The sequence below is a fragment of the Psychrobacter sp. YGAH215 genome (assembly GCF_007280595.1).
Classification (GTDB): domain Bacteria; phylum Pseudomonadota; class Gammaproteobacteria; order Pseudomonadales; family Moraxellaceae; genus Psychrobacter; species Psychrobacter faecalis.
Window position 1 is genome coordinate 1 of record NZ_VKLR01000014.1, and the last position, 26,959, is coordinate 26,959.

Consider the following 26,959-nt stretch of genomic DNA (forward strand, 5'->3'; position numbering starts at 1 on the left):
TTGCGTTCATTTGCGTTCATTTGCGTTCATTTGCGTTCATTTGCGTTCATTTGCGTTCATTTGCGTTCATTTGCGTTCATTTGCGTTCAAAAAATAAACTGTAGATTTGCTTCGTCCGCGTGTGTCAATAATATTTAACTCAATAAGTTTTTTAAGTCTTTGATAAATTTTTGTTCTACTTTCATCAAAATAAGATTCGACTTCTTTACGTGACATTTCATCATTAAGTTTAAGTAGTTTAATAATTTTCTCATCATTACTATCAATGTTTCGTTCTAAGTCTGTGATAAGTAAATCATCAGGTAGAATGTCATTTTGGTCTACTGTGAAACCTAGCTCAAGTTGTTCAGCATTACTAAGGCTTTGCTTCAATTTGTCGTTTCTTACAATCTCTACAGTATCTTCATCTAGACTATAATGTCTATTGTATAAAACCACTTTAAACTGATTAGCTGTAACAATAAATTCAGGCTCTTTTTCAGCATTTTTATAGCTTCCTAAGATCCTTCTAATTCCACTACCATAGTTTTCCATATAAGTTATTTTATCGAGCACATGAACCAAATTACTATTGCGGCGAGCGCTAGTACCAGTTTTGATATCTTCAACACTTAACCCATCTGGTATATTACCTGCTGAGAATATCTCCATTCTATCATCGTAAATTTCTATCTTTGTATCTGCTGATAAGGTGTAGTCACGATGGGCATAAGCGTTAATTACTGCCTCTCTAATCGCTTTAGCGGGATAAGCTTCATACTCTGACCTTGCAGCGGAGCCTGTAAACGATACTTTTTTATCATTTAATAAAGAAATATATTCAAGTGTTAGATCAACTTGCCTAACTAGAGAACCACTGAACTCCTTTTTTGCTAAAAAGTCATTACTCATATCTAAGCCATCAACAACCGCTATTTTGGTCACAAAAGGGCTTTGCTCACTTAAAATTAATGCGCCATTGTTATACTCTTCATTCAAATCAAGAAGTCTTAAGCTTTTTTCATCAAATGCAATATCATTATCTAAAAGCTTATTTTGTAAATATTGAAAGGTTAGTTTTTGTTTTGTTTGAGCGGTTTGTGCTTCAAACTTGTCGGCTACCTGAGCTTGTATCATTCGCTTGACCTCATCATCAGTAGCGCGTCGTTTACTGCTACCATTTCGGATGTAGATACCTTTACTATTAAAACCTTCACCATCTTTATAATAATAAGGTAGCTGATCACCTTGTTTGATATGAATAGCAAAATGATGAGCAGATACATCAAGTCTTACCAATCTATTTAAGGGTAAATTAAAAGCGCTCTGTATCCAATCACTTAACAATGACTCCCAGCGCTTGAAACTATTAACTGACTCAGGGATAAATATACCGTCATCGTCAACTCCAAGGAAAATAGTACCGTCATTAGTATTGAGAAAAGCAGATATTTCAGCTTTCAAATCATTCACCCTTTTAGGAATATCAGACTTATACTCAACTGTTTGACTTTCCATACTTCATCTCTAATATTTAATGACGATACTTTATTTATTATTTACTTTAACTAAACCTACTCCCACTCAATCGTCGCTGGTGGCTTACTAGATACATCATAAGTCACACGCGATACTTCAGCGATTTCATTCATGATGCGATTCGATACCGTCTCAATCAAATCATACGGCAGATGCGCAAAGCGCGCGGTCATAAAGTCCACGGTCTCAACGGCACGTAGCGCAATCACCCACGCATAGCGGCGGCCATCACCGACTGATTTGATTGGTTGGAATACCGTAAATGCTTGCTTAAAAAGGATTATTTTTTCTTCTTTTCGGCACGTTTTTTCTCGATCAATGCTTGCGCCGTATCATCCATCTCCCACCATTCGCCCATGTCCTGCCAGTAATAATACGCTTGCTCCTTACCGCCAATGATCATCCCCTGAGCATTCTCATTCAGACCGCGCGGTCTAGAGTGACGCTTTTTAAGAATTTCATGCGCCACTTCAGGCAAGTTATCTTTTGCGATAGCCCATTCTTTTTCCGCCTTATCAAGCTTACCTTGATAGCAATAAGCTAGCACCTTGCCAAACGCAATATTTGCCAGCATATCTTCAGGGTATTTATCACAAAGTTGAATAATCTTTTGGTATTGCTCGGTGAGCATATAAAAGTCTACCATTCGTTCGCGTATGCCTAGATTGTCATTGGGGCAAACTTGTAATAGCTTTTCACCTTCTACACATGCTAAGTCAAATTGACCATTATCGGCATATAAGTTGACCAATTGAAACAATGCTCGCAGAAAGGGGCGATTTTCTAGGATACCCCATGGTAGTTTGCTTTTTTGCCAGTTAAACTTGCTAGGGAAATACTGTAAATACAGACGCATACATTCACGACTGCTCAGCAATGCCGTAAAACTCTCACCAACTTGCTCACATAAATAAGCTAAATTAAAGTAGGCATCAGGGTCATCTAAATTCTCTAACACCAAGAATTCTGCCAGCTCTAAAGCTGCCTCATAACCTTCTTTCTCCAAAATCATTTGAATCATTTGAAACGAGGTTGGCGGCTGCTCATCAAAATCTTGCACGATTTCATGCTGAAACTTAGTCATGACTTCATTCATAATGTCATTGATATCACGACCCTTTTTTACCTCGGCATCCACAAAGGCTTTTACTTTAATATTAAGCGCTCTACCAGCGCCAAGCGCATTTGATCTATTGTCACCCGAATTATCGCTAGCTTCATCTTCGAACATCCACTCGTTTTGTCCCACATGCACCAGTTTCATAATCTACCACTCCTTTACGTTGATATTACAATCATAGCATATGAATAATTATTCCCACTCAATCGTCGCCGGCGGCTTACTCGACACATCATAAGTCACGCGAGATACTTCCGCGATTTCATTCATGATGCGGTTCGATACCGTTTCAATCAAATCATACGGCAGATGCGCAAAGCGAGCCGTCATAAAGTCTACGGTCTCAACGGCACGTAGCGCGATCACCCACGCATAGCGGCGACCATCACCGACCACACCGACAGATTTGATTGGTTGGAATACCGCAAATGCTTGCGCCGTCTTGTCATACCAGCCTGAACGCTCAAGCTCTTGCATAAAGATGGCATCTGCCAAACGCAAGATATCCGCGTATTCTTTTTTGACTTCACCAAGGATACGCACGCCCAAACCCGGACCTGGGAACGGATGACGATAGATCATTTTCTCTGGTAGGCCAAGGGTGATACCAAGTTTACGCACTTCATCTTTAAACAAATCGCGTAATGGCTCGACCAATTCAAACGCCAAATCATCTGGCAGACCGCCAACGTTATGATGGCTCTTAATGACGTGCGCTTTGCCTTGATGCGACTTCGCTGATTCGATAACGTCAGGGTAAATCGTCCCTTGTGCTAAGAACTCAATGGTTTTGCCATCGCTTTGCGCGCTGATTTCACGGGCGCTTTTGGCGAACACATCGATAAAGGTTTTGCCGATGATTTTACGTTTGGCTTCGGGATCAGACTCGCCTGCTAAGGCGTTTAAGAATAAATCTTCGGCATCGACACGGATGACTTTGACACCCATGTTTTCAGCGAACACTTGCATCACCTGATCGCCTTCGTGCAAACGCAAGAGACCATTATCAACGAACACACAGGTCAGCTGATCGCCAATGGCTTTATGCAATAGCGCGGCAACCACTGAGCTATCGACACCGCCGGATAAACCGAGCAATACTTGTTTGTCACCGATTTGCTCTTTGAGCTGTGCCACGCGCATATCGATAATATTATCAGGCGTCCAATCGCCGGCGCAGTCGCAAATCTGATGGACAAAACGACCCAATAACGCCTGACCTTGTAGGGTATGCGTCACTTCAGGATGGAACTGTAGACCATAGTACTGCTTGGCATCATTGGCCATAATGGCGATCGGACAGCTCGGCGTACTGGCGATAATATCAAAGCCTTGCGGCGCTTCGATGACTTTGTCGCCATGACTCATCCAAACATTTAGCGTGGTCGCGTTGTCTTCACTGACCTGGTCTTCGATACCTTCGGTTAATTTTGAATGACCATCGACATTGATGGTCGCGGCACCAAATTCATGGATATCACTGGCATGAACTTTACCACCGAAACGATCCGCCATCGCCTGCATGCCGTAGCAAATGCCCAATACTGGCACACCAAGCTCAAACACGGCGTCATTGATACGCGGGCTATTTTCCGCATGCACGCTCTCAGGGCCGCCCGATAGGATGACACCTTTTGCGCCAAAGTCCGTGATGCGCTGGGTGTCGATATCATAAGGGAACATCTCACAAAAAACGCCAGAGTCGCGTACACGGCGAGCAATCAGTTGGCTATATTGCGAGCCAAAATCAAGAATAAGAATACGATCTTCTTTGATAGTAGGGATAGCAGCGGCAGTGGTCATAAATCGATGTCCATCAAGAAAAAATTAGTGCCCTATTTTAACAAGTTTGCGCCTATTAATGGCTATTAGATGGTGAATTATTGACGATTTTTGCGAGATATTACGCCTTGATAAGAATAATACGCCAGCGCGAACCCCAATAATGCCGCTACTAAATAAAAGTCATAAATTTTTATTATACAAAAGCCGAGTATATATGAAATATTTGTTTATATTGTGCTATGCTCAAACGATAAATATGTTTGCTTTAGGATTGGTGATTGGCATCAGCGCTTAATATCGTATGATTTTTACGATAACCCTGAGCCTAATCATTCATCTATGCTGAGTAGAAAAACTGAATCAGCTTTAACCGAATTCTTTAGTATAAAACTGTGATAACGAATCGACAGGTATGTCCCTATGAGCAAAATCAAATCTCTTATTCGTAAAACCACCAACTTTCCTGCTACCAAAAATACTGATAATAATTTAGAACCTATCCAAAAAAATAATACGGCTACTAATTCGACTGCCAATACGCCTATTGAGCAGACGCGCTGGAACGGTTGGGGCAATGTCAGTATCAATAAAACTGTCTCGCCGCATGGTGCAAAATTAATAAAATCACATATCGGTAAAACCAAAAAACTGTCCTCTGTGAGCTTACAACAGGTACTCAAAACCGTACCAAAATCACGCCTGCCTGCTGCGCTCACCGACCTTGATATCGTCTCAACTGATAAAGAAGTGAGGCTCAGACATGCGCGCGGTCAAAGCTTCCCTGATTGGATAGCGATGCATGGCGGCGACTTTGAAGTATTTCCTGATGGAGTCGCTTTTCCTGAATCGACCGCTGATGCCGAGACTTTATTAACGCTCGCCAATGAGCATGACTTAATTGTCATTCCTTTTGGTGGCGGCACCTCCGTGGTCGGTCATATCAACCCACAAAAGGGTTCACGTCCAGTCCTTACCATCGCCATGAGCAAGATGGATCAGCTGCTTGACTTAGATTTTGAGAGCCAAATCGCAACCTTTGGCGCGGGCACACAAGGGCCAGCTGTCGAAGCGCAATTGGACGCGCACGGTTACCGCCTAGGACATTATCCGCAGTCTTGGGAGCTATCAACGCTTGGTGGTTGGATTGCCGCGCGCTCTAGCGGTCAGCAGTCATTGGGCTACGGACGCATCGAGCAGCTATTTGCCGGTGGTACATTAGTCACTCCGCAAGGTGTGCTCAATATCGCCGATATTCCAGCGTCATCAGCAGGACCTGATTTGCGTGAGATGATGATGGGCACTGAGGGTCGTGCTGGTATTTTTACGACAGTCAAAATGCGTGTACAACCGCAGCCTGAGGAAGAACTGTTTAAAGTGGCTTTCCTGCCTAATTGGGAAGCAGGTAAAGAAGTGCTTAGACAAGCGGTGCAAAAAAATGTTCGCTTATCTATGTTACGTCTCAGTAATGCCGTCGAAACTGATGCGCATCTGCATTTAGGCACGTCACCGAGCCAATTTTTAGCCATTAGCACCTATCTAAAAGCCCGTGGACTGAGCTCAGATAAGGTTATGCTCACTTACGGCGTATCAGGCGATAAAGCGCAGAATAAATTGGCGCTGACACAGTTTAATAAGCTGTTAAAGCAGCACGGTAGTGTCACGGGTAAAATCACTGATATCATGGGCAGTGTTTGGGCGCATGGGCGCTTTAAATTCCCTTATTTGCGTGGCACTTTATGGGACAAAGGCATCATGGTCGATACCTTTGAGACTGCTACTAATTGGAATAATATCGACGAGCAGATGCAGCAAATGCAAGAAGCGGTGAAAACCTCTTTAACAGAGGAAGGCGAGGAGGTCATGGCCTTTACCCATATCTCACACGTCTATAAACAAGGTGCGAGCCTTTATACCACCTACTTTTTCCGCGCGGCAAAAGACCATGCGACTACCTTACAGCGCTGGAAAAAAATTAAACAGGCCGCGAGTACTAGTTTAGCTAATGGTAAAGCGACCATCTCGCATCAACACGGCGTTGGCCGTGATCATGCGCCGTACCTTGCCGCTGAAAAAGGTAGGCTTGGCATGCAAGTAACCCATGATATGCTCAAAAGCTTAGACCCTGAACAGCGTATGAACCCGGGTGTATTGCTTGAAAAGTAATAAACCAATTAAGAAGAGTGAGATATGACTCAAACCAAGCAACGCCAACAAGCATTAGCGCCTTTATCTCGTGGCTCGTCTCAAGCAGAACCTTGGGATATGCTGATTATCGGTGGCGGTATTACGGGCGCTGGGATTGCGCGCGAAGCGGCACGGCGCGGTTTAGCAGTATTATTAATTGAGCAAAAAGACTTTGCTTGGGGCACGTCCAGCCGCTCTAGCAAAATGGTGCATGGTGGGTTACGTTACATTGCCTCGGGTGATTATAAAACCACCTTGCTGAGCGTGCGCGAGCGTGAGCGTATGCTCAGTGAAGCAAGCGGCCTTGTGAATGAAATGCACTACATCATGCCGCATTATAAAGGCAAGTTTCCGCCGCCATGGATATTTAATACTTTATTACGCGTTTACGATGGACTGGCGGGCAAGCGCTACTCTAAGTACTTTAAAAAAGATGCCTTTCTTAGCCTGAACCCAAATATCAAACAAGACAAATTTTTGGGTGCCAGTCAATTTAGCGATGCGGTGACCGATGACTCGCGGCTGGTGATGCGCGTCCTTGCTGAGGCGATTCACGACGGCGCGCAGGCGATTAATTACCTAAAGGCCGAAACGTTGATTACCAATGAACAAGGCTCGGTGGTTGGTGCAACGCTCAAAGACACTTCTTCTGAGGACAATGCTCAAAACAATGTTCAAAGCAATGCTCAAAGCAATGTTCAAAGTTACGATGTTTACGCAAAAGTGGTGGTCAGTGCCACAGGCGCCTGGGCGGATACCTTAAGGATGCAAGCCAGTAAGCAAACCGAACAAAGCTTCCATAAGCAAATCCGTCCGTCACGCGGCAGTCATTTGGTCGTGAGCAAAGAGCGTTTGCCGATCGAGCAAGCCTATACCTTTTTGCATCCTGTCGATAAAAGAGCGGTATTTGTCTTTCCGTGGGAAAATCGTACGGTACTTGGCACCACTGATTTGGATCATCCACCTTTGGACGATAGCGAGGTCGGCATCACGAATGAAGAGGTCGATTATCTATTAACGGCGACTAACGAGCTGTTTAATGATGTCAAGCTTAACCGAAAAGATGTCATCAGTACGTGGGCAGGTGTGCGTCCGCTGATATCAGAAGGCGGCGATGGCAAACGCGTCAGCCCCAGTAAAGAAAAGCGCGACCACAGCGTGTGGCTCGACAATAACCTCGTCACCGTTAGCGGCGGCAAGCTAACAACCTTTCGCCTTATTGCTTTAGATGTCCTTGAAAAGTGTCAAGAAGTGCTCACCCTTGATAAGTCTGTCATTCAAAAGCAAACCTTAAATGATGATCACGTTTTTAGCAATACCGCGCCAACCAATCCTAAATTTTTTACTTTACCAAAAGCTCTACAACAATGCTTGCAAGGGTTTTACGGCTTACAGCTCGATACCTTGCTTGGACTAGCGCATGAGGATGATTTGGCTTATGTCACCGACAGCAATACCATTTGGGCAGAGATCCGTTTTGCCGCGCGCCATGAGCAAGTCATGCATTTAGATGATTTATTACTGCGGCGTACGCGCTTGGGTTTAATCCTACCGAATGGGGCAATGACGCCGTTAATTAGCGCTAGACTGAAGCAGATATGTCAGCAAGAGCTCGGCTGGAATGAGCAAAAATGGCAGCAAGAAGCCCAGCGCTATCAAAATTTATGGCAACGCTATTATCATTTGCCTGCGGCTTAGCTTCTTATCGAGTTATTATAAGGATTAGAGCTGCTAGGGCACTTTTTTTTAAAACAAAATCTGCGTAGCCTCGAGAACTCTGACGGTCGCAAGCAAGGAAAACTTGTACCAATAGCACGTTCTGATTTTGATAAATATCCCCCATAGTAAAGGACTACTATGACCACCTCTCACGACCCCATCTATTTCTTAGCTATCGACAACGGCACCCAAAGCGTCCGCGCGCTTATCTTTGATCAATTCGGCAGCGAGATCGCCAAAGCCCGCGTGCCTATCGAGCCTTATTTCTCTACTGAGCCCAATTTTGCTGAGCAGCACGCTGACTATTATTGGCAAAAGCTAAGCGAAGCTTGTCAGCAATTGTGGCAAAGCTGCGATATTAAACCTGAGCAAATCGCGGGCGTTAGTCTCGCCACCCAGCGCTATACCATGATATGTCTGGATAAAGATATGCAGCCACTGCGCCCAACTATTGTATGGATGGATTTACGCCGCGGCGAAACCAACGATATTGGTTTTTTAAGCCCACTAACCAAAATTATTGGCATGGGCGAATTGGTACAAGAGGCACAGCAAAAAGCACGCTGTAATTGGCTGGCACAAAACGAGCCTGAGATATGGGCGCAGACCGCCCATTACGTCAATCTATCTGCGTATCTTACTTATCAGCTGACAGGCGAATTAGCCGATTCCAACGGCCATGCCCTAGGCTATCTGCCTTACGATTATAAAGCGCAAATATGGCTAAAACCCAAAGATCTTAAATGGCGCTTCTTTAGCTGTCGACCTGAGCAAATGCCTAAGATTGTCGCGCCAGGTCAGCCACTTGGCCGTATCAGCGCCAAAGCGGCTAAAGCCACAGGGATTTTAGAAGGCACGCCGATGATTGCTGCCGCTAGCGATAAAGCGTGCGAAGCGTTGGGGTCGGCAGGTCTCGCTGCTGACACTGCCTGTTTAAGCTTTGGTACTACTGCGACTATCAATACCACGTCGAGCAATTACGTCGAAATCCTTAAACACATGCCCGCCTACACCGCAGCCGCGCCAAACTACTACAATCATGAGTACATGATTTATCGCGGCTTTTGGATGGTCAGCTGGTTTAAGGAGCAATTTGCTCACTATGAAGAACAACTTGCGAAAACCAAAGGTATCGATACCGAAAAGCTCCTCGATCAGGCAGTCAAAGATATTCCGGCCGGTTGTATGGGGCTGATGATGCAGCCGTATTGGTCACCTGGCGTCCGTCATCCGGGGCTTGAGGGCAAAGGTGCGCTCATTGGTTTTGGCGATGTGCACACGCGGGCGCACGTTTACCGCGCTATCTTAGAGGGGCTGGCTTACGAGCTTAAGCTTGGCTTTGATACCATTGAAAAACGTACGAGTAAAACTATCAAACACCTGCGTGTCTCAGGCGGCGGCTCGCAAAGTGACTCAGCGATGCAGCTTACTGCTGATATCTTTGGTATGCCCGCTTATCGCCCGCACACTTATGAAGCGTCAGGCTTAGGCGCTGCCATCAACTGCGCAGTCGGACTCGGCGTCTACCCTGACCATGCAGCCGCAAGTGAGGCAATGACTCATTTAGGCGATGAGTTCATCCCTATTGAGGCCAACGTCCAACTCTACAAACGCCTTTATAATGAGGTTTATCTAAAAATGTATGAGCGCTTAAAACCGTTATATCAAAGCATACAAGATATTACTGGGTATCCTGCCAGATAATATGAAACGTCTGCGTCAGCCTAGTTTTAATATAAATAAGGCATTTTGACTTTCGTAACTGGTTAACCGTCCTTATTGTTTAAGGAGTGCTATTTAAAGCGCTATGAATACGATTTAATCCCTCTATCAATAGCGATTTAGGACAAGCAACATTCAGGCGCATTTTAAGGTGCCCTTCATTGCCATATTTAATCCCTGCATTAAGCTCAACTTTGGCGGCTCGCAGCTTGTCATAAAGCGCCTGATCATCATCACCGTAAGCCGAACAATCGAGCCAAATCAAATACGACGCTTCTGGGCGCATCACCTTGATATCAGGCAGATGCCCTGCTAAAAACTCTAGCGTGATTTCAATATTGTTTTCGATATAAGCCAGCGCCTGCTCTAGCCATCCTCCACCATTTTCATAAGCGCTACGCATTACTTCATAAGCAAATAAATTGAGCTCATACTCATCATTTAACTGCTGCTGCTGACTTATTTTTTTGATTAATGAATTATCTTTAGCAAAGATCATCGAGCCCTTGATACCTGCTACATTAAAGGTCTTGGTCATTGAGGTTAGACTGACGACGTTATGCGCGTAACCTGCCGCTTCTGCCAATTTTAAAAAAGGCGTAAAGGTATGACCACTCAAGGTTAAATCTTGATGAATCTCATCACTGACAATCGCCACATCATATTTTTTGCAAAGTGCCAGTAACGCTTCAAGCTCATCGGTCGTCCACACGCGTCCGCCAGGATTGTGCGGATTGCACAACAAATATAACTTTACCTTATGCTCGATAATTTTAGCTTCGATATCGGCCAAATCTAACTGATATTTACCATCGACTTCTTTTAATAGCGATGTCACAAGTGTGCGACCGTTTTGCTCAACCTTGGTCATAAAAGGCGTATAAATAGGGTCATTAACCAGTACCGCATCGCCTGCTCCGGTAAAGACGTTCATCATCAGTGCGAGGCTTGGCACAACGCCCGGCGAAAACAAGATATTCTGCTTATCGAGTAGCAAGCCATAACGACTGCTATGCCACTGAATAATCGAATCATACAAAGCCGCAGTGGGTCTGGTATAGCCCAATATGCCATGCTGCGCGACTTGCTCAATCGCCTTTAAGATAGGCTGGGCAGTCTTAAAGTCCATATCCGCCACCCATAACGGAATCGTGTCATCGCTATAATGCCATTTAACTGAACCGGTATTACGTCTATCAATTATTTCATCGAAGTTGTATTGCACCACTATTCTCCTAAGGGGAAAATCTTTGAATAACTAACGTCCCTGAAACTCAGCTTCCCTTCTCTCAACCATCGCCATCGCTCCCTCTTTCGCATCTTCTGAATAAAATAAAGACGGCAGATAGCCATGAATATTGGCTAAAGCCGCTTTTGCGCCATTCCGACTAGCATCTTGCGCTGAGGACAATAATCCTTGTACGCCGAGCGGAGCTGCTTTACATATCTCTTGAGCAATAGTCATTGCTCGTTCGTATTCTGTGCCATTTGCCACTACTTCACTGACCAGATTTAACCTATCTGCGGTTTGTGCATCAAAGGCTTTACCAGTGAGCAAATACGGCATGGCTTTTTGCCAACCTGCTGCTGCGACGAAACGTACCGTCGCGCCACCAAACGGCATGATACCGCGCTGAACTTCCATTTGTGCAAAGTTGCAGTTATCACTTGCGATAACAACGTCACTATTTAGCATTAATTCAATGCCAGCGGTAAAGCAGGTTCCTTGTACCGCGACGACCACAGGTTTGCTGCGTAATTTGCCACCGATTCCCCACGGGTCAATCTCGTTATCATTAAACTCAAACGCGCCTTTATCCCACTTATCTTGCAACTCCATTAGATCAAGTCCGGCGGTAAAGTGCTCACCATGGGCAAATATGAGCGCACAGCGTAAGTTCTCGTCGTTTTCATAACGCGTCAGTGCTTCGGATAATTGCTTAATCATATGGCTATCAAAGGCGTTGCGTTTATCGGCGCGATTGAGCCCGATTAGGCAGATATAGCCGTCGGTTTCATAGGTGATGCGGTTATCGGTACTGGGTTTATTACTTTCCGTTGTCATATTTTTATCCTTTTAAATGCATTATTGTCATCTGCTGCGCTTATAAAATAGCCGCTTTATGCTCATTTGGCTTAGTTTCAATATAGACACCCCCATGCGATAACGCAAGGACAGATATACGCGCACAGGCAGATTGCTATTTTATTCGCCATAGGTAAATGAGTAGCCATGGATAAACCGATAGACGGGCGTGAAATCTGCTAAACTGGGTGATTATATTCAAACATTGTAGTCCGAAACTATGACCAGTAAGCCCAGCACCAATATATCAAACGCCCGTAGAGCAAATGCTAATACTCATCGCAACCGCTCACCTGAGACTGCCAAAAAGCTCGGCAAGCTACATCCGCGCAATCCGCATCAAGGGCGCTATGACTTTGCGCTATTGACCCGTGCCCTGCCGGAATTGGCTAAGCACACCATCACTAACCCGAAAGGTGAGCCGACGATTAACTTCTCTGATAGTGAGGCGGTACGCGTCCTCAATCAGGCGTTACTCGCGCATTATTATGGCGTGAAGTTTTGGGATATTCCAGAAGGCTATCTCTGCCCACCGATACCGGGTCGCGCCGATTATATCCATTATATTGCTGATTTACTCGCGCAAACCACGCACGTTAATGACGACAACACACCGCCGACGGGTAAAGAGATTCACGCCCTTGATATTGGTACCGGTGCCAGTGCCATTTATCCGATTATCGGTAGCCAAAGCTATGGTTGGCGCTTTACCGCGAGCGATATTGACCCTATTTCAGTCAATACCGCCGCGCTGATTTGCGAAGCCAACCCAAAGCTAAAAAGTGCCGTTAAAGTAAAACTACAGCCTGAGCCTAAGTTTATTTTTAAAAACATCATCGGTCGTCAAGATTACTTCGATGTGGTCGTTTGCAACCCACCGTTTCATGCGTCATTAGAAGAAGCGATGCAAGCTAATACCCGCAAGCAGCATAATCTGCAACGCCATCGTGGTAAGAATGAAAACGAGCAAATCAGCCGCCATTCAACCAAGGCTGGAAATGCTGCGCAAAATCTCAACTTTGGTGGTCAGCATAAAGAGTTGTGGAGTGAGGGCGGCGAAATTGCCTTTTTGACCAAAATGATAAAAGAAAGTCAAGATTTTGCCGAGCACGTTGGCTGGTTTACCAGCTTGGTGTCAAAGTCAGAGAACGTGAAACCATTACAACTGTTATTAAAACAGCTTGATGTTGCCCAAATGCGCATCATCGAGATGAGCCAAGGTCAAAAGAACACCCGTGTTCTAGCGTGGCGCTTTAATATTGACGAAGCGTAATTAATAAAAAATGACTATCTAAAAAATATTTATTCAAAGTTTCACGTGAAACAAAAAAAACCGCTTTGTTTATCAAGGCGGTTTTCTTATAAGTAAGAACTTGAGGTTAATAAACTAGCTAAAGAAAATCACTTTTAAGCCAATGAGTATAAGTACAAATCCGCCAAGCGCTTCCGCCTTATCCTCAAGATACGTACCTGATTTTTTACCCAAATAAACACCAAAAACGCTAAAAATAGCAGTAATAATAGCGATAATCAAACAGGCTAGCCACGCATTAAGCGCCAACAAATTCAGCGTAAAGCCAGCTGCCATGGCATCAATACTGGTCGCTATCGCAAGGGTAAACATGGTGCGATGATTGATATTTTTCTTTAGGTTGTCATTTACAGAAACTGTCTCACTATTTATATGCAGGGCTTTATCTACAACCTCTTCTCCATCTCCAAAAAACACTTCATAAAGCATTTTTCCGCCAAGACCGATAAGGATAAAGCCACCAATCCAAGGTGCAGCCGCAGCCAACCAGCCTAATAAAGCGGCGCCCAATAAATAACCGATCAACGGCATCACGCCCTGCGCAATGCCAAAATACAAGCCCGCATAAATTGCCAAATGCAACACATAACGATGATGTTGTTTTTGTGATTTAGCTCCTAACCCAATCGCAACAGCAAACGCATCCATCGCAAGAGCAATAGCAAGTAATATAACTTCAATCATTTTATTCTTCGCTTATTTCTGCTTATTGCCATAAGTTTCACGTGAAACACTATATCAATCTAATCGTTTACCTTTTCCCAAAAACTACGCTTTTTACCATGCTTGTCTTTAAGGGTAATGACATATTCTTTATGGGTCGCAAGTTCACTGTAAGGCTTAGACGATTTACTAATAACCGTATCAAGTTTGGTTAGACGATCGAAGTAGCGAGCGGCGTGACCATAAGCTTTGCTGCGAGAGCTGTCTAGAATATCGTTAAGTAAAGTGCGGTAAATAATAACTTGAAGTAAATCTGTCTTAGTTGGCAAATCTTTTAACATGCTTGTGAGATCTGTGTAATGCACATCAGCAAACTGGGAATGACGGGCAACTGCAACCTCATTAGCAAGCTCAATCTCTCCTATTTCTAGCAGTAGCGATGTGGCCATAAATACATTTTCTTGTTGTTCTGCCAGCTCATAAGCTCTTTTTCGCCACTTAGATTGCTGAGCAGGACTGGCCACAGCCATGATAGCCTTTAACCGCGAAGGGGTTGATTGTAGCTCAAACGCCTCGCCTAGCACCTCCATGAGCGCGTCGGTATCTTTTTGCATGTGATATATGTGACTCAGCCAATCCAAACGTCTGATCTTATCTAACAGACCATCGCTTTGCCACTCTTCATTTAAGTAGTGTAATGCCTTATCAAAAGCTCTTTGATTTAGCAGAAATGTTAGCAACTCTTCTAATCTTCGAGGATGAACCGGTCTAGTCTCTTGCATCTCAAAGAATATGGTTTCAAAAAAACCCACATCACCTAGCGCCCTTGTTAGGTTTTTTATGGCGATCTCAATTACCATTTTTTCATAGTTAATTGAAAAAGCATCATCACTTAAAGGGCTGTTTTGCCTTTCATTGAGCGTATCTTTAATTGCTTTTTTTGTTTGGATATTCTCACGCTCTTGTTGATAATCACCGATCAATCCACGTATCTCAGTCTCAGATAACAGTTGATCAATATTTTCTAATAAACTATCTTTGGTACCATAATCATTATCGTCAGCCAGCACTTTTACTTTCTTTATCCAAGCTTGACTGAGTATATCGCGCTCATCAGCAGGTATGTCTCGCTTTTCTTGCTCATAGCAAGTGCTAGCCACTGCTAGCCAAAATGACGTCAAACTCCTATAAATATCACCGATATAACCGTTGGAATCATCAGCACGTTCTAGGCTAGCATTAGTAGACTCTATAAATAACTCAAGTAACGTCAAGCACTCTCGTGGTTGCGCAGGATAAAGGCTCATTATATCGCTGGCTAAGTGCTGAAGCTCAGTAGCAAATTCACTAGATTCCCAGTAATCTACAAACTTCCTTCGTCTTCTAAGTCCTTTTAGTGTAGTGGTTAACTTTTTTATAAGTTTAGGTTTATCTGATTGTAATAGCAGACGCTCAATTTTTTTATCGAGCATTTTATCTATACCATACACCTCAGAGACAAAATCAATTAAGGTCTTTTTTGATAGTTGTGACAAATACTTCTTTTGTTCTGCGTTTAGCATAGTATTCCCTTCACTACTTTATTGATAATATTTCACATGAAAAAAGCCACCTTGCGAGCAAGATGACTTTATACCAATAAACAATTATATTCAAACTTCAAAACTATAACTTCAAGGTCTATAAACTAAAAGCTTAAAAGCTAAATATCCAAATTAGACACGGTCAGCGCATTCTCTTCAATGAAAATACGACGTGGCTCGACATGGTCACCCATTAGGCAGGTAAACATATGGTCAGCGGCAATCGCATCTTCAATTGTCACGCGTAACATACGGCGGTTTTCAGGATCCATGGTGGTATCCCAAAGCTGATCAGCGTTCATCTCGCCCAGCCCTTTATAACGCTGAATCGCCAAACCACGACGCGCCTCAAGCATCATTTGTTGCCAGAGATAATCAAAATCGCGTACTGGGATATCTTTGGTCGTACCTGCGCTTGCTTCACGGCGGATAAAGGCATCTTCTGCAAGCAAGGTATTCCATTCAGCGGATAAGCGCAGCAGCTTGGTATACTCACCTGAATTGATAAAGCTGGCATCTAACAAATAATGATGCGCCAATTGATGCACATAAACAGTGATACGCGGTAACCATTGAGCTTTGGCAGATAAAGAATCACTGTCATCAGCAGATGTTTCACTTTCATCAAGTTCTACCACTGCGGTCATACCCAATAAATCAGCAGCGGCAGCATCCATATTCTTTGGTTGCGGCGCATGGATATTGACCAGTTCAATCTCAGGATTTAAATCACTACCAAAGTGCTCAAGCTGTGTTTGTAATGACGCTTTCCACGCTTCCATTACTGACTTATCATAAGTCATATCGGTGCTAAGCTTCGGCGTATGCGTCAATGCATCCAATAATACTGCAGGATAACGAATCTGCAAACGCGCTTTGATAAGCTGGGTTTGGTTATAGTCATTGAGCAAGGTCTCAAGCGCTTGACCAGTAATAGCCGGCGCATCAGCACTGATATGCAACTTAGTATTATCGATTGTCGAGGATAATAAATACGCTTTTAAGGCTTCATCGTCTTTTAAATACAGCTCTTGACGACCTTTTTTTACTTTATAAAGTGGTGGCTGGGCGATATAAATATAACCGCGCTCAATCAATTCTGGCGTTTGACGGAAGAAAAAGGTCAACAGCAGCGTACGAATATGCGAACCATCGACGTCCGCATCGGTCATGATGATGATTTTATGATAGCGTACTTTGTCCGGATTATATTCATCCGGGCCAATGCCGCAACCAAGCGCGGTAATCAAGTTACCGACTTCAGCAGATGACAGCATTTTGTCAAAACGAGCACGCTCAACGTTAAGAATCTTACCTTTTAGGGGCAAAATTGCTTGGGTCTTACGGCTACGACCTTGCTTAGCTGAACCACCAGCAGAATCCCCTTCCACAATATAAAGCTCTGATAATACCGGATCTTTTTCTTGACAATCTGCCAATTTACCCGGTAAACCTGCGATATCTAGCGTGGTTTTACGGCGGGTCATCTCGCGAGCTTTACGCGCCGCATCACGCGCACGCGCCGCATCGATAATCTTATTGGCAATTGCTTTACCGGCACTTGGGTTTTCAAGCAAATAGTCGTTAAACTTATCATGCATGGCCGATTCAACGGCAGATTTCACTTCGCTCGACACCAGCTTATCTTTGGTCTGACTAGAAAACTTAGGATCAGGTACTTTTACCGAGACAATCGCTGTCAAACCTTCACGCGCATCATCACCCGTGGCGACGATTTTCTCTTTTTTGAATAAGTTTTCGCGATCCATATAGCTGTTAAGACCGCGCGTCAAAGCTGAGCGGAAGCCAGATAAATGCGTCCCACCATCACGCTGTGGGATATTATTGGTAAAACACAATACTTTTTCGTTATAGGTGTCCGTCCACTGTAGCGCCACTTCGACACTGATGCCATCGTCTTGCTCGCTGGTGAAATGAAAGACTTCATTGATACCGTCTTTGCCCGCATTGATGTAGCTGACAAATTCTGACAAGCCGCCCTTGTGCTCAAACTCATGACGTTTATCGATGCGCTCATCGGTTAGGACAATGCGCACACCAGAGTTTAAGAATGATAGCTCACGTAAGCGTTTGGCTAAAATATCGTACTCAAAAATGGTACCAGTAAAGACATCGTTACTTGGATAAAAACGGATTTGCGTACCAGTTTTATTGGTCGCCTCCATCTGCTGAATATCGGCATCAGGAACGCCATCGGTATAGGTTTGATGATAATGATAGCCTTCGCGCCAAATATTCATCTCAAGCTTTTTAGACAGGGCGTTTACAACTGAAACACCGACGCCGTGTAGGCCGCCCGATACTTTATAGCTGTTGTCATCAAATTTACCGCCAGCATGCAGTACGGTCATAATAACCTGTGCTGCCGATACGCCCTCTTCTGGATGGATATCCACAGGGACGCCGCGACCGTTATCCATGACACTGACCGACTCGTCTTCATGGATAATGATATCAATTTGGTCGCAATGACCAGCCAGCGCCTCATCGATAGAGTTATCCACCACCTCAAAGACCATATGATGCAAGCCGGTACCATCATCGGTATCACCAATATACATACCCGGACGTACGCGCACCGCTTCTAGTCCGCGCAATACACGAATATCTTTGGAGCTATAATCAGAGGGCATTCCTTCAGGGGCTGCAGCAGGCGCAGTAATCTCTAGAGCGCTTTCGCTCACCAATTGTTCGTGGTCGGTAGGTAATGAATCACTCATGTGTATTCCTTAATCTAGCCATTATCAGCTATATGTCATCTGCTCACCACAATGGCAACGCTCGACGACGTTATCTTAAATTTAACGTTTCATGGTCAAAATATGTAATTATAGAGTTAGCAAAAGTTTTATCAGAAGTCGCTTAAAAGAAGATAAAACAGTATTAAACAAGTGGACTTAAATACAGCCAATTTCTCAAAGACTGTTTTTAATATACGCTGTCATTTCTTTTACGCTTCATTAAAACAGCTTAGAAATAAGCATATATCTATCAAGCACTTAGAAGCTGAAAATTATCAAAAAACCCTTAAACAATACTGATAAAAATTTATAAGATAACTTGCTGAAAACAGGGCAAAAATAAAGCTCTATTTTAACATTTTTCTGGCGCTAAGTCACTGTTTACTGACAGTTTTCTCGGTATCAAGCAAGTATTTTAGCAAGATCACTTTTCTACTACACCCACAAGCATAACAATGAAATTTTTCGGAAAATATGAAGTGTGGTTGATAAAAATGAAGCCCAAACTTAGCTGATATTCACCATCAAAACCAGTTTATAAAAGCGTTTTTTATAAACGTATTAGGCTTCCTTGTTTCACGTGAAACACGTTAGGTTCTGACCAATACTCATGCACCAAAGGTAAAATATCGTCGGTTAAGCTGGTCATAAATACCTGACATGGCAGCTGCGCCAATGTCGACAACAGAATTTGTATCGCCCTAGCATCAAGTTCAGCGGTAATATCGTCTAGTAGCACTACTGGCGTGGCTCGCGCTTTATTATGGTCATTTGGCAAAATAACACTGCTATTGTCCTTTTCTATCGCATGGGTAGAAGTGTTTTCATTAAGCAATAACGGCAATTGTGATAAGCGTAGAGCGGTAATTAACAGTTTTTTCTCGCCGCGAGAGAGAACGTTAGCAGCCTGTTCTTTTATAGTCGGTAGTTTGGCCGCGGTGTCTGCTTTTTCTATGGTTTTTGATACTGCGTTCGCATTGCTGTCTGCTTCGTTGTTAGCATGCTCTGATAAATCACTAGAGCGCCAATGTACATGAATATCGGCGCGGTGATTACCTATCCGCGTATAACCCAGCTGCAAATCCTGCTCCAAACGCTCGTTAAGCTGGATATCTAACGGGATATTGGTGTCGTAGCCAGCGTTATAGCTTAAGCTTAGTTGCTCAGCGTAGGTAGGCAATAACTGCGTGATACTCTTCGCAAAGTAAGGCTGCCAATCGCTAAAGACTCGCTCACGATAATGATGAATAAGCGCCGCATGACTAGCAAGCCCTTTGTCCCATGATTTTAACTCAGCAAGCTGCACTGGCGTTAAGTAACGGCTCTTTTTTAGCAAACTATTGCGCTGTTTTAGTAAACGCTGATAAGCGACCCATTGCGGATGGAAACCCTGTTTCATGTGAAACACTAGCCAATCTAATAGCTGCCGGCGACTGGCACTGCCCTGCTCTAACATATCCATCGACGACGGATCTATCAGTAATGTGGGTAGTTGCTCGGTTAAGATACTTTGGTTATAAACCGTGGTTTGATTCAGCCGTAGAACCGTCGTCGCATCTGTTTGCTTTTGAATAGCTAAGGTATTGCTATCATTGAGCTTAGCGTGCACCGTTGCCGCATTTTGATGGTGCTGAATATAGCGTTTAGGCTGATGATGGCGGAAGCTTTTACCTCTTGAAAGCAAGAATATCGCTTCAAGTAACGAGGTTTTGCCACTGCCATTTGCACCGATAATAACGTTGCAAGCAGCAGTATTTAAACTGATCTGGGTTAGATTACGCAGGTGTGAAATTTGTAGACGTTCAATCATAAGGGTGACAGCCGCCTATATTACGCCCACTATTTAGTAAGCAAAAGTTTATTACTGTTATTTTTCATAAGGTCACCAAGTTATATACGCATAGGCATAATAACATACTGATGAAAGTCATCATTGAGCTGATTGACCAGTACCGAGGCATTGGATTGGCTCATATGCATTTGCAAATCACCTTGAATCACGCCCAAAACGTCTTGTAGATACGCCGCATTAAATGACAGCTCCATCGGCTCGCCTTGATATTTTGCTTGTATCATCTCGACTGCCTCATCTTGCTCAGCATTATTAGCGCGTACTTCTACCATACCATCGCTGGCAAAATTAAACACCACACCGCGAGATTTCTCATTACTTAAAATTGCCACACGGCGCAGCACATCAGTCATTTTTTCTTGGTTAAATAGTGCCAATTTATCGGTATTACTTGGCATGACACGGCGATAATCCGGGAATTTACCATCGATAAGACGCGCGGTAAAGGTCACCATTAAATCATCACTCACCTGCCCTGTACTATCCACATCACCAAAGGGTAAGCTTACTTGTAAGAATTCACGGCCAAAACTCAATGTCACAGCGTTATCTTTGTCGCCCAGCATCTTGCCAAGCTCAGAAGCCAAACGCTCAAGCTCAATCACCGCTTTACGCGGCAAAATCGCTTGCATACTTAAGTCGCTACTGACATCAATAGCACTACGCGCTAACGCCAATCTATGGCCGTCAGTCGCAACCGTAGTCAGTTGCTGCTGTGACACATCAAATAGCATACCAGTCAAATAGTAACGAACATCTTGGATAGCCATTGCAAATTGGGTTTTATGAATTAAGTCGGTCAAACGACTACGACTGATAGTCAAAGGTGTGATATTTTCAGGATTACCAAGACTTGGATAGTCTTCGCTTGGTAATGTGCCTAAAGTAAAACGACTTTTACCACTGGTCAGCAGGCAACGCTCATTTTCTTGAGTGGTCAGATTGACCTGCGCTTGCGACGGCAATGATTTACAGATGTCTCTGAGCTTTGTGGCAGGTAATGTGGTGGTACCTGCTTCGATACAGGCACCAGCAGGCAATTTTAATGTCGATGTCAGCTCTACTTCTAAGTCAGAAGCAGTTAAAATAAGCGCCCCCTCAGACAATTGCAGCTTAATATTGCCCAAGATAACCATGTTGTGGCGCTTATCAGCAGCCTTGGCAATCAAGTTAATGGCTTTTAGTAACGACTCTCGATTAATCAATAATTGCATGCTTAGTTACTCTTGTTTATTAGTTGCTCTTATTAAAAGAATTTTTATACGTTTTTAAATCATAGGGTTTTAAAATAATGGCTTAATAATACCTTGTCTACTGATGATAATCCATACAGCGTCTGTCCGCTAATCATTAAAATATTATAAATCATATCGACTCGTGACAACATTATGACGCCATAAGCTTCTAACCCGCTTGCAACATCAAGGCAAGCGTTTTGTAATCCTTATCAAACGCGGGGTCAGCGGCGCGTAGCTCATTGACCTTATCACAAGCATGCATCACTGTCGTGTGGTCGCGTCCACCAAATGACTGACCAATCTCAGGAAAGCTATCACTGGTTAATTCGCGTGATAACGCCATCGCTATTTGTCGTGGTCTAGCAATGCTGCGCGTACGTTTACGACCCATGATATCTTTTACGCTTACATCGTAGTATTCGGCGACCACTTTACGAATATTATCCATATTTACCGCTTGCACACGCATCGCAACGATGTCTTTTAGGGCGTATTGCACCATCTCAAGTGTAATAGGCGCTCCCGTCAAGTTGGCATTGGCAAATACTTGGTTTAATGCACCTTCTAATCGCCTAACATTAGAAACCACGTTTTGAGCGATAAATAGGGCACATTCTTTAGGCAGGCTCATGCCGTACGACGCCGCTTTTCTTTGTAAAATTTGTACTCGAGTGTCAATCTCAGGTGGATCTACTGCAACCGTCAAACCCCAAGAAAAGCGCGACCTGAAACGCTCGTCAAACTCCGTCATTTGTGATGGATGACGATCTGATGCCAGAATCAGTTGCTTATCACCGCTGGTAAAATCTGCAAATAAGGTTAAAAACTCATTACTACTTTTTGTTTTACCAGCTAATACATGAATATCATCTACAATTAATAAATCTACTTTTTTTATTTTCTTTTTAAAATCTTCTATTTTATTATTTCTTAATGAATAAACTAATTGATTAATAAATTTTTCGGAAGTGAAATAGTAGAAAGTTAGATTGTTTTTTAAATAGCGATGCGCTACAGAATGCATTAAATGCGTTTTTCCCAAACCAGAAGGTCCGTATATAAATAAAGGATTGTGACGATTTTTTGATTGGCGTTTTCCAAGCTCGTAACAGGCCTTATAAGCTAAGTTATTAGACTTACCAGTGACAAAGGTTTCAAAGGTGAAGTCAGGATTCAGATAGCTTAATGATTTGGCATCGGCAGACTCAATCAGTTCTGCATGACGCATATTGGCATCGATATCCGCTCTAGCAATATCATTATGCGTGCTTTGAAAGTTGTAATCAGCAGGGGGAGGGGAGGGCTGGTCTTCTTCAAACAATGAGCCTGACTGGGCCAGATTACTATCAACCATCTCACGGCCAGCATTATCAACACGTACAATAACGGCTTCAATACTACCTTGGCTATGTTTAGCAACCAACTGCTCGATGTCGTGTAAATGATTCTTTTTGATATAGGTTACAAAGTAATCATTAGGAGCAAGAATAATCAAGCTACTGGCTTCTTGGTGTGCAGATAACGGTCTCAACCACATCGTAAAGACATTATCTTTAACATGATAACGTAAGTCGTTTAGGCATTTATCCCAAATAGTTGCTGTATCAATCATGAAAAATACTAACCCCATAGTCCAAGGTGATCGGTCAAAAGAACGTCATTTTTATAGTGTAAATTTATCAGCTTTAAGTCCCAAAAAGCCTCTTTTCTTAACAAAGATATCTTATGGTCACATAACTCAAAATCATACATCTAGTAGGGCGCCAATCTAACACAAACAGCCTGTGGATAATACCTCGTTTTTTGTGGATAAGACTGTGGATAGTTTTGTGGATAAGTATATATCATGAGTTATCCATATTCCACCCACAGGTTATCCACAACCTTACCCATAGTCTATCCTATTGATAAAAAAGTAAAAAAACAAGTTAACCACAGATAATACGACCCCCAATAACAACAATATTTATATATATTAATAGTTAATTATTATAGAGTTCGACACAAACTGTGGATAAGTTTTAAAAATTGATTATCAAAATAGTTTTTCTAAGAAGATAATTTGGGTCTACTGATATGAGTTTATTTAACTAAATCTCTTAGCTGTAAATATCTCATTACCGATAAATATAAGAAAACTCACTCTGTTGTAAAATCATCTGTATGAAAACAGAGCAAATTAGTTCGTTGACCAAAATACTATGCGGTGGTATAATCCTCCGCTATTACGAATTTAGTCCATTATTTTGATAGGTGAGTTATGAAACGTACATTCCAACCAAGCGTGATCAAGCGTAAACGTACTCACGGTTTCCGTGCACGTATGGCAACCAAAAAAGGCCGCCAAGTCTTAGCTCGTCGCCGCGCTAAAGGACGTCATCGCCTTACTGTATAATTAATCAGTAGATTGCGATAAGCATGGCCGATAGTGCTTGTTGTGTTTCTATTATTTTATAGATTGCGATCGTCAATCATCACAACTGTCACTCAGCCATATATTAAAAGCGCCCACATAGGCGCTTTTTTTGTCTCTATACTTTGTTATTCTTTCTACGCTATTATCTCTGCTAGTGTTACTAGCTCTTATATTAGGTTGTATTATGTCCAATACCGTTTCAGCGCCCCCTAATGCTCGATTTACCAAAGCACAGCGTCTACTCACGCCTTCGTCCTTTCGCGAGGTATTTGACGCGCCTGAGCGTAAGCTGCATCAGAGTCATTTAATGGCGTTTGTACGTAGCAATCATTGTGAACAGCCTCGAGTCGGTATGGCCATTACCAAACGTAAAGTACCGACGGCTGTCACACGAAATTTAATCAAACGCCATGTTCGTGAACAATTTCGTATAAAGGCAAGTCACTTAGAAAACAAAGATATTGTATTTATTGTCAAAAAGTCTATGAAGCAATTAAATAATAAAGAAATAATAAATGAAATTAATAATATCTTTAAAAAGATAGAAAAAAAATAAAATGAATTTTTTATTAAAAGTAGTAAATAATTTTTTATATAAGTTGTTTTATTATTTTATTGTTTTTTATCAAAAAGTAATCAGTCCTATTTTACCTGCGCGCTGTCGTTATTATCCAACTTGCTCAAATTACGGTAAACAAGCTTTAGCATGGCATGGCGTTTGGTCAGGTAGTTGGCTATTATTAAAACGTATTAGTAGCTGTCATCCGTTAGGCGGACATGGCATTGATTTTGTGCCACTACCTTTGTCTTCTTATCATTATCAATATATATCGCCTACGACACCAGTTCATGGCAAAGCGCAAAGCTGGTATGTTTATAAAGATACTAAGAGCTATGTGGCTCGCCTAAATCATCTAATGAAGTCGATATAAACTTTATTATCGACTGAGAAGTTGTGGATATCTTTTAAGTTACCCACAAGTTATCCACACGCTTGTATCATTTAGAGCGGTTTTTTAGTAAAATGATGAACATTTTATGTGATTGACTGCTGGTATGACTGCTAGGAAAGGGGTTTGATACTGTGTGGTGGTCATGACACATGCCTGATTTTTCATTCCCTAATTTTTTAATCTAGGAAAGGTTTATGCAAAAGATATTTCGGGTGATGATCATCATTGCGATGCTAATCACCGCTTATCTGCTGATTTTAGCATGGCGAGATGATTATGCCGATGCACCAGCTGTAGACGCGGTACCAGAAACGTCAACATCGGTAGGGGCTGATATTCCTGCTACCACTGGCGCAGCAGGTGATATTCCAGCACAAACGCTACCAGTTGATACGGGCGCTGTTGCGGAGGCACCTGCGACCAATACGGGTCTCATTACGGTTACAACCGATCGCTATGACATTAAAATCAATCCAGAAGGCGGGGATATCGTTTATGCGGCATTAAAGCAATATGATGCCACGCTCAATAGCGAAAAACCTTTTGTGTTGTTAGAAAATAATAGCGGTCGCGTTTACGTGGCACAATCTGGTCTTATCGGTCCAAACGGTATTGATACCGCCGAAGGTCGCGCCAAATATAGCCACGCTGCCAATAATTATGTGATGGAGAAAGGTCAGCAAACCTTATCAGTACCGCTTACCTATCAAAAAGATGGTGTAACGGTTACTAAGACCTTTACTTTTACCCAAGATAAATATCCGATTGATATCAGCTATCAAATCCAAAATGCTTCTGCCAAAGCTTGGCAAGGTCAGATGTTTGCGCAGTTAAAGCGTGACGATAGTAAAGACCCTGGTATGTCTGATAAAGGCGCGCTAAGCATGGCGACGTATTTGGGCGGCGCTTGGGGCACACCTGAAGATCCTTATAATAAATTAAAATTCGGTAAATTTAACGATGGTGAGTTGACCACGACCAGTGATGAAGGTTGGGTTGGCATCGTTCAGCATTACTTTGTTTCTGCTTGGACGCCTGAAAACTTTACGGGTAAGTTCTTTAGCCGTGAAACGGGTAATGATTACTTTATTGGTTTTAACAGCCAGCCTGTTAATGTGGCACCGAACAAGCAAATTACCTTAAATGCAACTCTCTATGCTGGTCCAAAAGTACAGTCTGAGCTAAAAGAAGTGGCAGTAGGTCTGAATCAAACCGTCGATTATGGCTTGCTCTGGCCAATATCAAAAATATTATTTGCGATTTTGGATGGTATTCATAAAGTCATCGGTAACTGGGGCTGGTCAATTATTCTGTTGACGCTGCTGGTTAAAATCGCCCTGATGTGGGTTTCTAATAAAAGCTACTACTCAATGGCGAAGATGCGTGCTATCGCCCCAAGACTGGCTGCATTAAAAGAAGAGCACGGCGACGATCGTATGAAAATGTCGCAAGAAATGATGGCAATTTATAAAGAAGAGAAAGTCAATCCGATGGCGGGTTGTTTACCTATTCTGATGCAAATGCCGATTTTCTTGGCCCTATATTGGGTATTGGTTGAAAGTGTTGAGCTGCGTCATGCGCCTTGGATACTGTGGATTCAAGATTTATCAGCGATGGATCCATGGTTCATTTTACCGCTCTTAATGGGTGCGTCGATGTTTATCCAACAGCAACTAAATCCGCAGCCAGCTGATCCAATGCAAGCGAAAGTGATGAAGTTTTTACCGATTATTTTCACCGCATTCATGCTGTTCTTCCCAGCAGGTTTGGTGCTATACTGGACGGTGAACAACTTATTTAGCATGACCCAGCAGTACATCATCAACCGTAAAGTTGAAGAAGAACAAAAACGTCGTACCGTCAAAGCTCTGGATTAAATAAAGTTCAAGTCTAAAAAACCATCGCTACGGCGGTGGTTTTTTTATGTATCAAAGAGAATGCTTTTCTTGTGTTAATAAACAAGGAAAATAGCTATATAACCATACTTTAGGATTTTAATAATCTACTCGTTGAAGTTTGCTTTGTCAGTGCCTGCTAAGCCGTCTA

The 26,959-nt window shown here is 42.9% G+C and carries 19 protein-coding genes and 1 pseudogene; 8 read left to right on the forward strand and 12 right to left on the reverse strand.

From position 1 onward, the window contains the following. Window positions 1-66 precede the first annotated feature (66 nt). The 4 genes and pseudogenes from FOR85_RS07180 to guaA all read right to left on the reverse strand — a co-directional run bounded on the left by FOR85_RS07180 (window position 67) and on the right by guaA (window position 4,441). Window positions 67-1,497: an ATP-binding protein gene (locus tag FOR85_RS07180; RefSeq protein WP_144297347.1), complete on the reverse strand. Its 1,431-nt coding sequence runs from the start codon at window positions 1,495-1,497 to the stop codon at window positions 67-69. Between the two features lie 56 nt (window positions 1,498-1,553). Then, a pseudogene (locus FOR85_RS07185) lies at window positions 1,554-1,787 on the reverse strand (GMP synthase (glutamine-hydrolyzing)); the annotation flags it as partial. A gap of 11 nt (window positions 1,788-1,798) precedes the next feature. Further along, window positions 1,799-2,782, reverse strand: coding sequence for a lipopolysaccharide assembly protein LapB (locus FOR85_RS07190; RefSeq protein ID WP_144297348.1), 984 nt, complete (start codon window positions 2,780-2,782; stop codon window positions 1,799-1,801). A gap of 48 nt (window positions 2,783-2,830) precedes the next feature. Beyond that, on the reverse strand, window positions 2,831-4,441 hold the full coding sequence (guaA, locus tag FOR85_RS07195; protein WP_144297349.1) for a glutamine-hydrolyzing GMP synthase: 1,611 nt from the start codon (window positions 4,439-4,441) through the stop codon (window positions 2,831-2,833). A 402-nt stretch (window positions 4,442-4,843) separates the two neighbouring features. Between guaA and FOR85_RS07200 the strand changes: the two genes are divergently transcribed. From FOR85_RS07200 to FOR85_RS07210, 3 genes are all read left to right on the forward strand, one after another. Next, on the forward strand, window positions 4,844-6,586 hold the full coding sequence (locus tag FOR85_RS07200) for an FAD-binding oxidoreductase (RefSeq protein ID WP_144297350.1): 1,743 nt from the start codon (window positions 4,844-4,846) through the stop codon (window positions 6,584-6,586). Between the two features lie 24 nt (window positions 6,587-6,610). After that, window positions 6,611-8,305, forward strand: a complete 1,695-nt coding sequence (locus FOR85_RS07205; RefSeq protein WP_144297351.1) for a glycerol-3-phosphate dehydrogenase/oxidase — start codon at window positions 6,611-6,613, stop codon at window positions 8,303-8,305. A gap of 159 nt (window positions 8,306-8,464) precedes the next feature. Further along, window positions 8,465-10,030 carry an FGGY-family carbohydrate kinase gene (locus FOR85_RS07210; protein WP_144297352.1) on the forward strand — a complete coding sequence of 522 codons (1,566 nt, stop codon included), beginning with the start codon at window positions 8,465-8,467 and terminating at the stop codon, window positions 10,028-10,030. A 79-nt stretch (window positions 10,031-10,109) separates the two neighbouring features. Here FOR85_RS07210 and FOR85_RS07215 read toward each other — a convergent pair whose 3' ends face one another. Both FOR85_RS07215 and FOR85_RS07220 read right to left on the reverse strand, forming a co-directional pair. Then, window positions 10,110-11,273 carry a MalY/PatB family protein gene (locus FOR85_RS07215; RefSeq protein WP_190295520.1) on the reverse strand — a complete coding sequence of 388 codons (1,164 nt, stop codon included), beginning with the start codon at window positions 11,271-11,273 and terminating at the stop codon, window positions 10,110-10,112. A 33-nt stretch (window positions 11,274-11,306) separates the two neighbouring features. Further along, the gene (locus FOR85_RS07220; RefSeq protein ID WP_144297354.1) at window positions 11,307-12,113 is read right to left on the reverse strand and encodes a crotonase/enoyl-CoA hydratase family protein; all 807 of its coding nucleotides are present in this window, start codon (window positions 12,111-12,113) and stop codon (window positions 11,307-11,309) included. A 241-nt stretch (window positions 12,114-12,354) separates the two neighbouring features. Here FOR85_RS07220 and rlmF point away from each other — a divergent pair, with 241 nt between their 5' ends. Next, window positions 12,355-13,407, forward strand: a complete 1,053-nt coding sequence (gene rlmF, locus FOR85_RS07225; protein ID WP_144297355.1) for a 23S rRNA (adenine(1618)-N(6))-methyltransferase RlmF — start codon at window positions 12,355-12,357, stop codon at window positions 13,405-13,407. Window positions 13,408-13,521: 114 nt separating this feature from the next. On the opposite strand, the gene FOR85_RS07230 is transcribed toward rlmF, so the two are convergent. From FOR85_RS07230 to dnaA, 6 genes are all read right to left on the reverse strand, one after another. After that, on the reverse strand, window positions 13,522-14,130 hold the full coding sequence (locus FOR85_RS07230) for a manganese efflux pump (protein ID WP_144297356.1): 609 nt from the start codon (window positions 14,128-14,130) through the stop codon (window positions 13,522-13,524). A gap of 59 nt (window positions 14,131-14,189) precedes the next feature. Then, window positions 14,190-15,671, reverse strand: a complete 1,482-nt coding sequence (locus FOR85_RS07235; RefSeq protein ID WP_373681947.1) for a DUF6880 family protein — start codon at window positions 15,669-15,671, stop codon at window positions 14,190-14,192. Window positions 15,672-15,811: 140 nt separating this feature from the next. After that, window positions 15,812-18,346 carry a DNA topoisomerase (ATP-hydrolyzing) subunit B gene (gyrB, locus tag FOR85_RS07240; RefSeq protein WP_190295522.1) on the reverse strand — a complete coding sequence of 845 codons (2,535 nt, stop codon included), beginning with the start codon at window positions 18,344-18,346 and terminating at the stop codon, window positions 15,812-15,814. A 658-nt stretch (window positions 18,347-19,004) separates the two neighbouring features. Next, entirely contained in the window at window positions 19,005-20,264 is a 1,260-nt protein-coding gene (locus FOR85_RS07245; protein ID WP_144297359.1) for a DNA replication/repair protein RecF, read from the reverse strand. 80 nt (window positions 20,265-20,344) lie between these two features. Continuing rightward, window positions 20,345-21,520, reverse strand: coding sequence for a DNA polymerase III subunit beta (dnaN, locus tag FOR85_RS07250; RefSeq protein ID WP_144297360.1), 1,176 nt, complete (start codon window positions 21,518-21,520; stop codon window positions 20,345-20,347). Window positions 21,521-21,710: 190 nt separating this feature from the next. Continuing rightward, window positions 21,711-23,156 carry a chromosomal replication initiator protein DnaA gene (gene dnaA / locus FOR85_RS07255; protein ID WP_144297361.1) on the reverse strand — a complete coding sequence of 482 codons (1,446 nt, stop codon included), beginning with the start codon at window positions 23,154-23,156 and terminating at the stop codon, window positions 21,711-21,713. Window positions 23,157-23,804: 648 nt separating this feature from the next. Between dnaA and rpmH the strand changes: the two genes are divergently transcribed. The 4 genes from rpmH to yidC all read left to right on the forward strand — a co-directional run bounded on the left by rpmH (window position 23,805) and on the right by yidC (window position 26,790). Further along, window positions 23,805-23,939 (forward strand): 50S ribosomal protein L34, encoded by a 135-nt coding sequence (gene rpmH, locus FOR85_RS07260; RefSeq protein WP_007394757.1) that lies wholly within the window; start codon window positions 23,805-23,807, stop codon window positions 23,937-23,939. Between the two features lie 205 nt (window positions 23,940-24,144). Then, window positions 24,145-24,516 (forward strand): ribonuclease P protein component, encoded by a 372-nt coding sequence (gene rnpA / locus FOR85_RS07265; protein WP_144297362.1) that lies wholly within the window; start codon window positions 24,145-24,147, stop codon window positions 24,514-24,516. Window position 24,517: 1 nt separating this feature from the next. Beyond that, the gene (gene yidD / locus FOR85_RS07270; RefSeq protein WP_144297363.1) at window positions 24,518-24,892 is read left to right on the forward strand and encodes a membrane protein insertion efficiency factor YidD; all 375 of its coding nucleotides are present in this window, start codon (window positions 24,518-24,520) and stop codon (window positions 24,890-24,892) included. A gap of 215 nt (window positions 24,893-25,107) precedes the next feature. Then, window positions 25,108-26,790: a membrane protein insertase YidC gene (yidC, locus tag FOR85_RS07275; protein WP_144297364.1), complete on the forward strand. Its 1,683-nt coding sequence runs from the start codon at window positions 25,108-25,110 to the stop codon at window positions 26,788-26,790. Window positions 26,791-26,959 lie beyond the last annotated feature (169 nt).

What these genes read in the sequence shown, in the direction of transcription:
- yidC (WP_144297364.1), top strand. Translation starts at nt 25,108, where the DNA reads ATGCAAAAGATATTTCGGGTGATGATCATCATTGCGATGCTAATCACC.
- FOR85_RS07205 (WP_144297351.1), top strand. Translation starts at nt 6,611, where the DNA reads ATGACTCAAACCAAGCAACGCCAACAAGCATTAGCGCCTTTATCTCGT.
- FOR85_RS07245 (WP_144297359.1), bottom strand. Translation starts at nt 20,264, where the DNA reads ATGATTGAACGTCTACAAATTTCACACCTGCGTAATCTAACCCAGATC.
- FOR85_RS07230 (WP_144297356.1), bottom strand. Translation starts at nt 14,130, where the DNA reads ATGATTGAAGTTATATTACTTGCTATTGCTCTTGCGATGGATGCGTTT.
- FOR85_RS07180 (WP_144297347.1), bottom strand. Translation starts at nt 1,497, where the DNA reads ATGGAAAGTCAAACAGTTGAGTATAAGTCTGATATTCCTAAAAGGGTG.
- rlmF (WP_144297355.1), top strand. Translation starts at nt 12,355, where the DNA reads ATGACCAGTAAGCCCAGCACCAATATATCAAACGCCCGTAGAGCAAAT.
- dnaA (WP_144297361.1), bottom strand. Translation starts at nt 23,156, where the DNA reads ATGATTGATACAGCAACTATTTGGGATAAATGCCTAAACGACTTACGT.
- rnpA (WP_144297362.1), top strand. Translation starts at nt 24,145, where the DNA reads ATGTCCAATACCGTTTCAGCGCCCCCTAATGCTCGATTTACCAAAGCA.
- yidD (WP_144297363.1), top strand. Translation starts at nt 24,518, where the DNA reads ATGAATTTTTTATTAAAAGTAGTAAATAATTTTTTATATAAGTTGTTT.
- FOR85_RS07220 (WP_144297354.1), bottom strand. Translation starts at nt 12,113, where the DNA reads ATGACAACGGAAAGTAATAAACCCAGTACCGATAACCGCATCACCTAT.
- rpmH (WP_007394757.1), top strand. Translation starts at nt 23,805, where the DNA reads ATGAAACGTACATTCCAACCAAGCGTGATCAAGCGTAAACGTACTCAC.
- guaA (WP_144297349.1), bottom strand. Translation starts at nt 4,441, where the DNA reads ATGACCACTGCCGCTGCTATCCCTACTATCAAAGAAGATCGTATTCTT.
- FOR85_RS07210 (WP_144297352.1), top strand. Translation starts at nt 8,465, where the DNA reads ATGACCACCTCTCACGACCCCATCTATTTCTTAGCTATCGACAACGGC.
- FOR85_RS07200 (WP_144297350.1), top strand. Translation starts at nt 4,844, where the DNA reads ATGAGCAAAATCAAATCTCTTATTCGTAAAACCACCAACTTTCCTGCT.
- dnaN (WP_144297360.1), bottom strand. Translation starts at nt 21,520, where the DNA reads ATGCAATTATTGATTAATCGAGAGTCGTTACTAAAAGCCATTAACTTG.
- gyrB (WP_190295522.1), bottom strand. Translation starts at nt 18,346, where the DNA reads ATGCCCTCTGATTATAGCTCCAAAGATATTCGTGTATTGCGCGGACTA.
- FOR85_RS07190 (WP_144297348.1), bottom strand. Translation starts at nt 2,782, where the DNA reads ATGAAACTGGTGCATGTGGGACAAAACGAGTGGATGTTCGAAGATGAA.
- FOR85_RS07235 (WP_373681947.1), bottom strand. Translation starts at nt 15,671, where the DNA reads ATGCTAAACGCAGAACAAAAGAAGTATTTGTCACAACTATCAAAAAAG.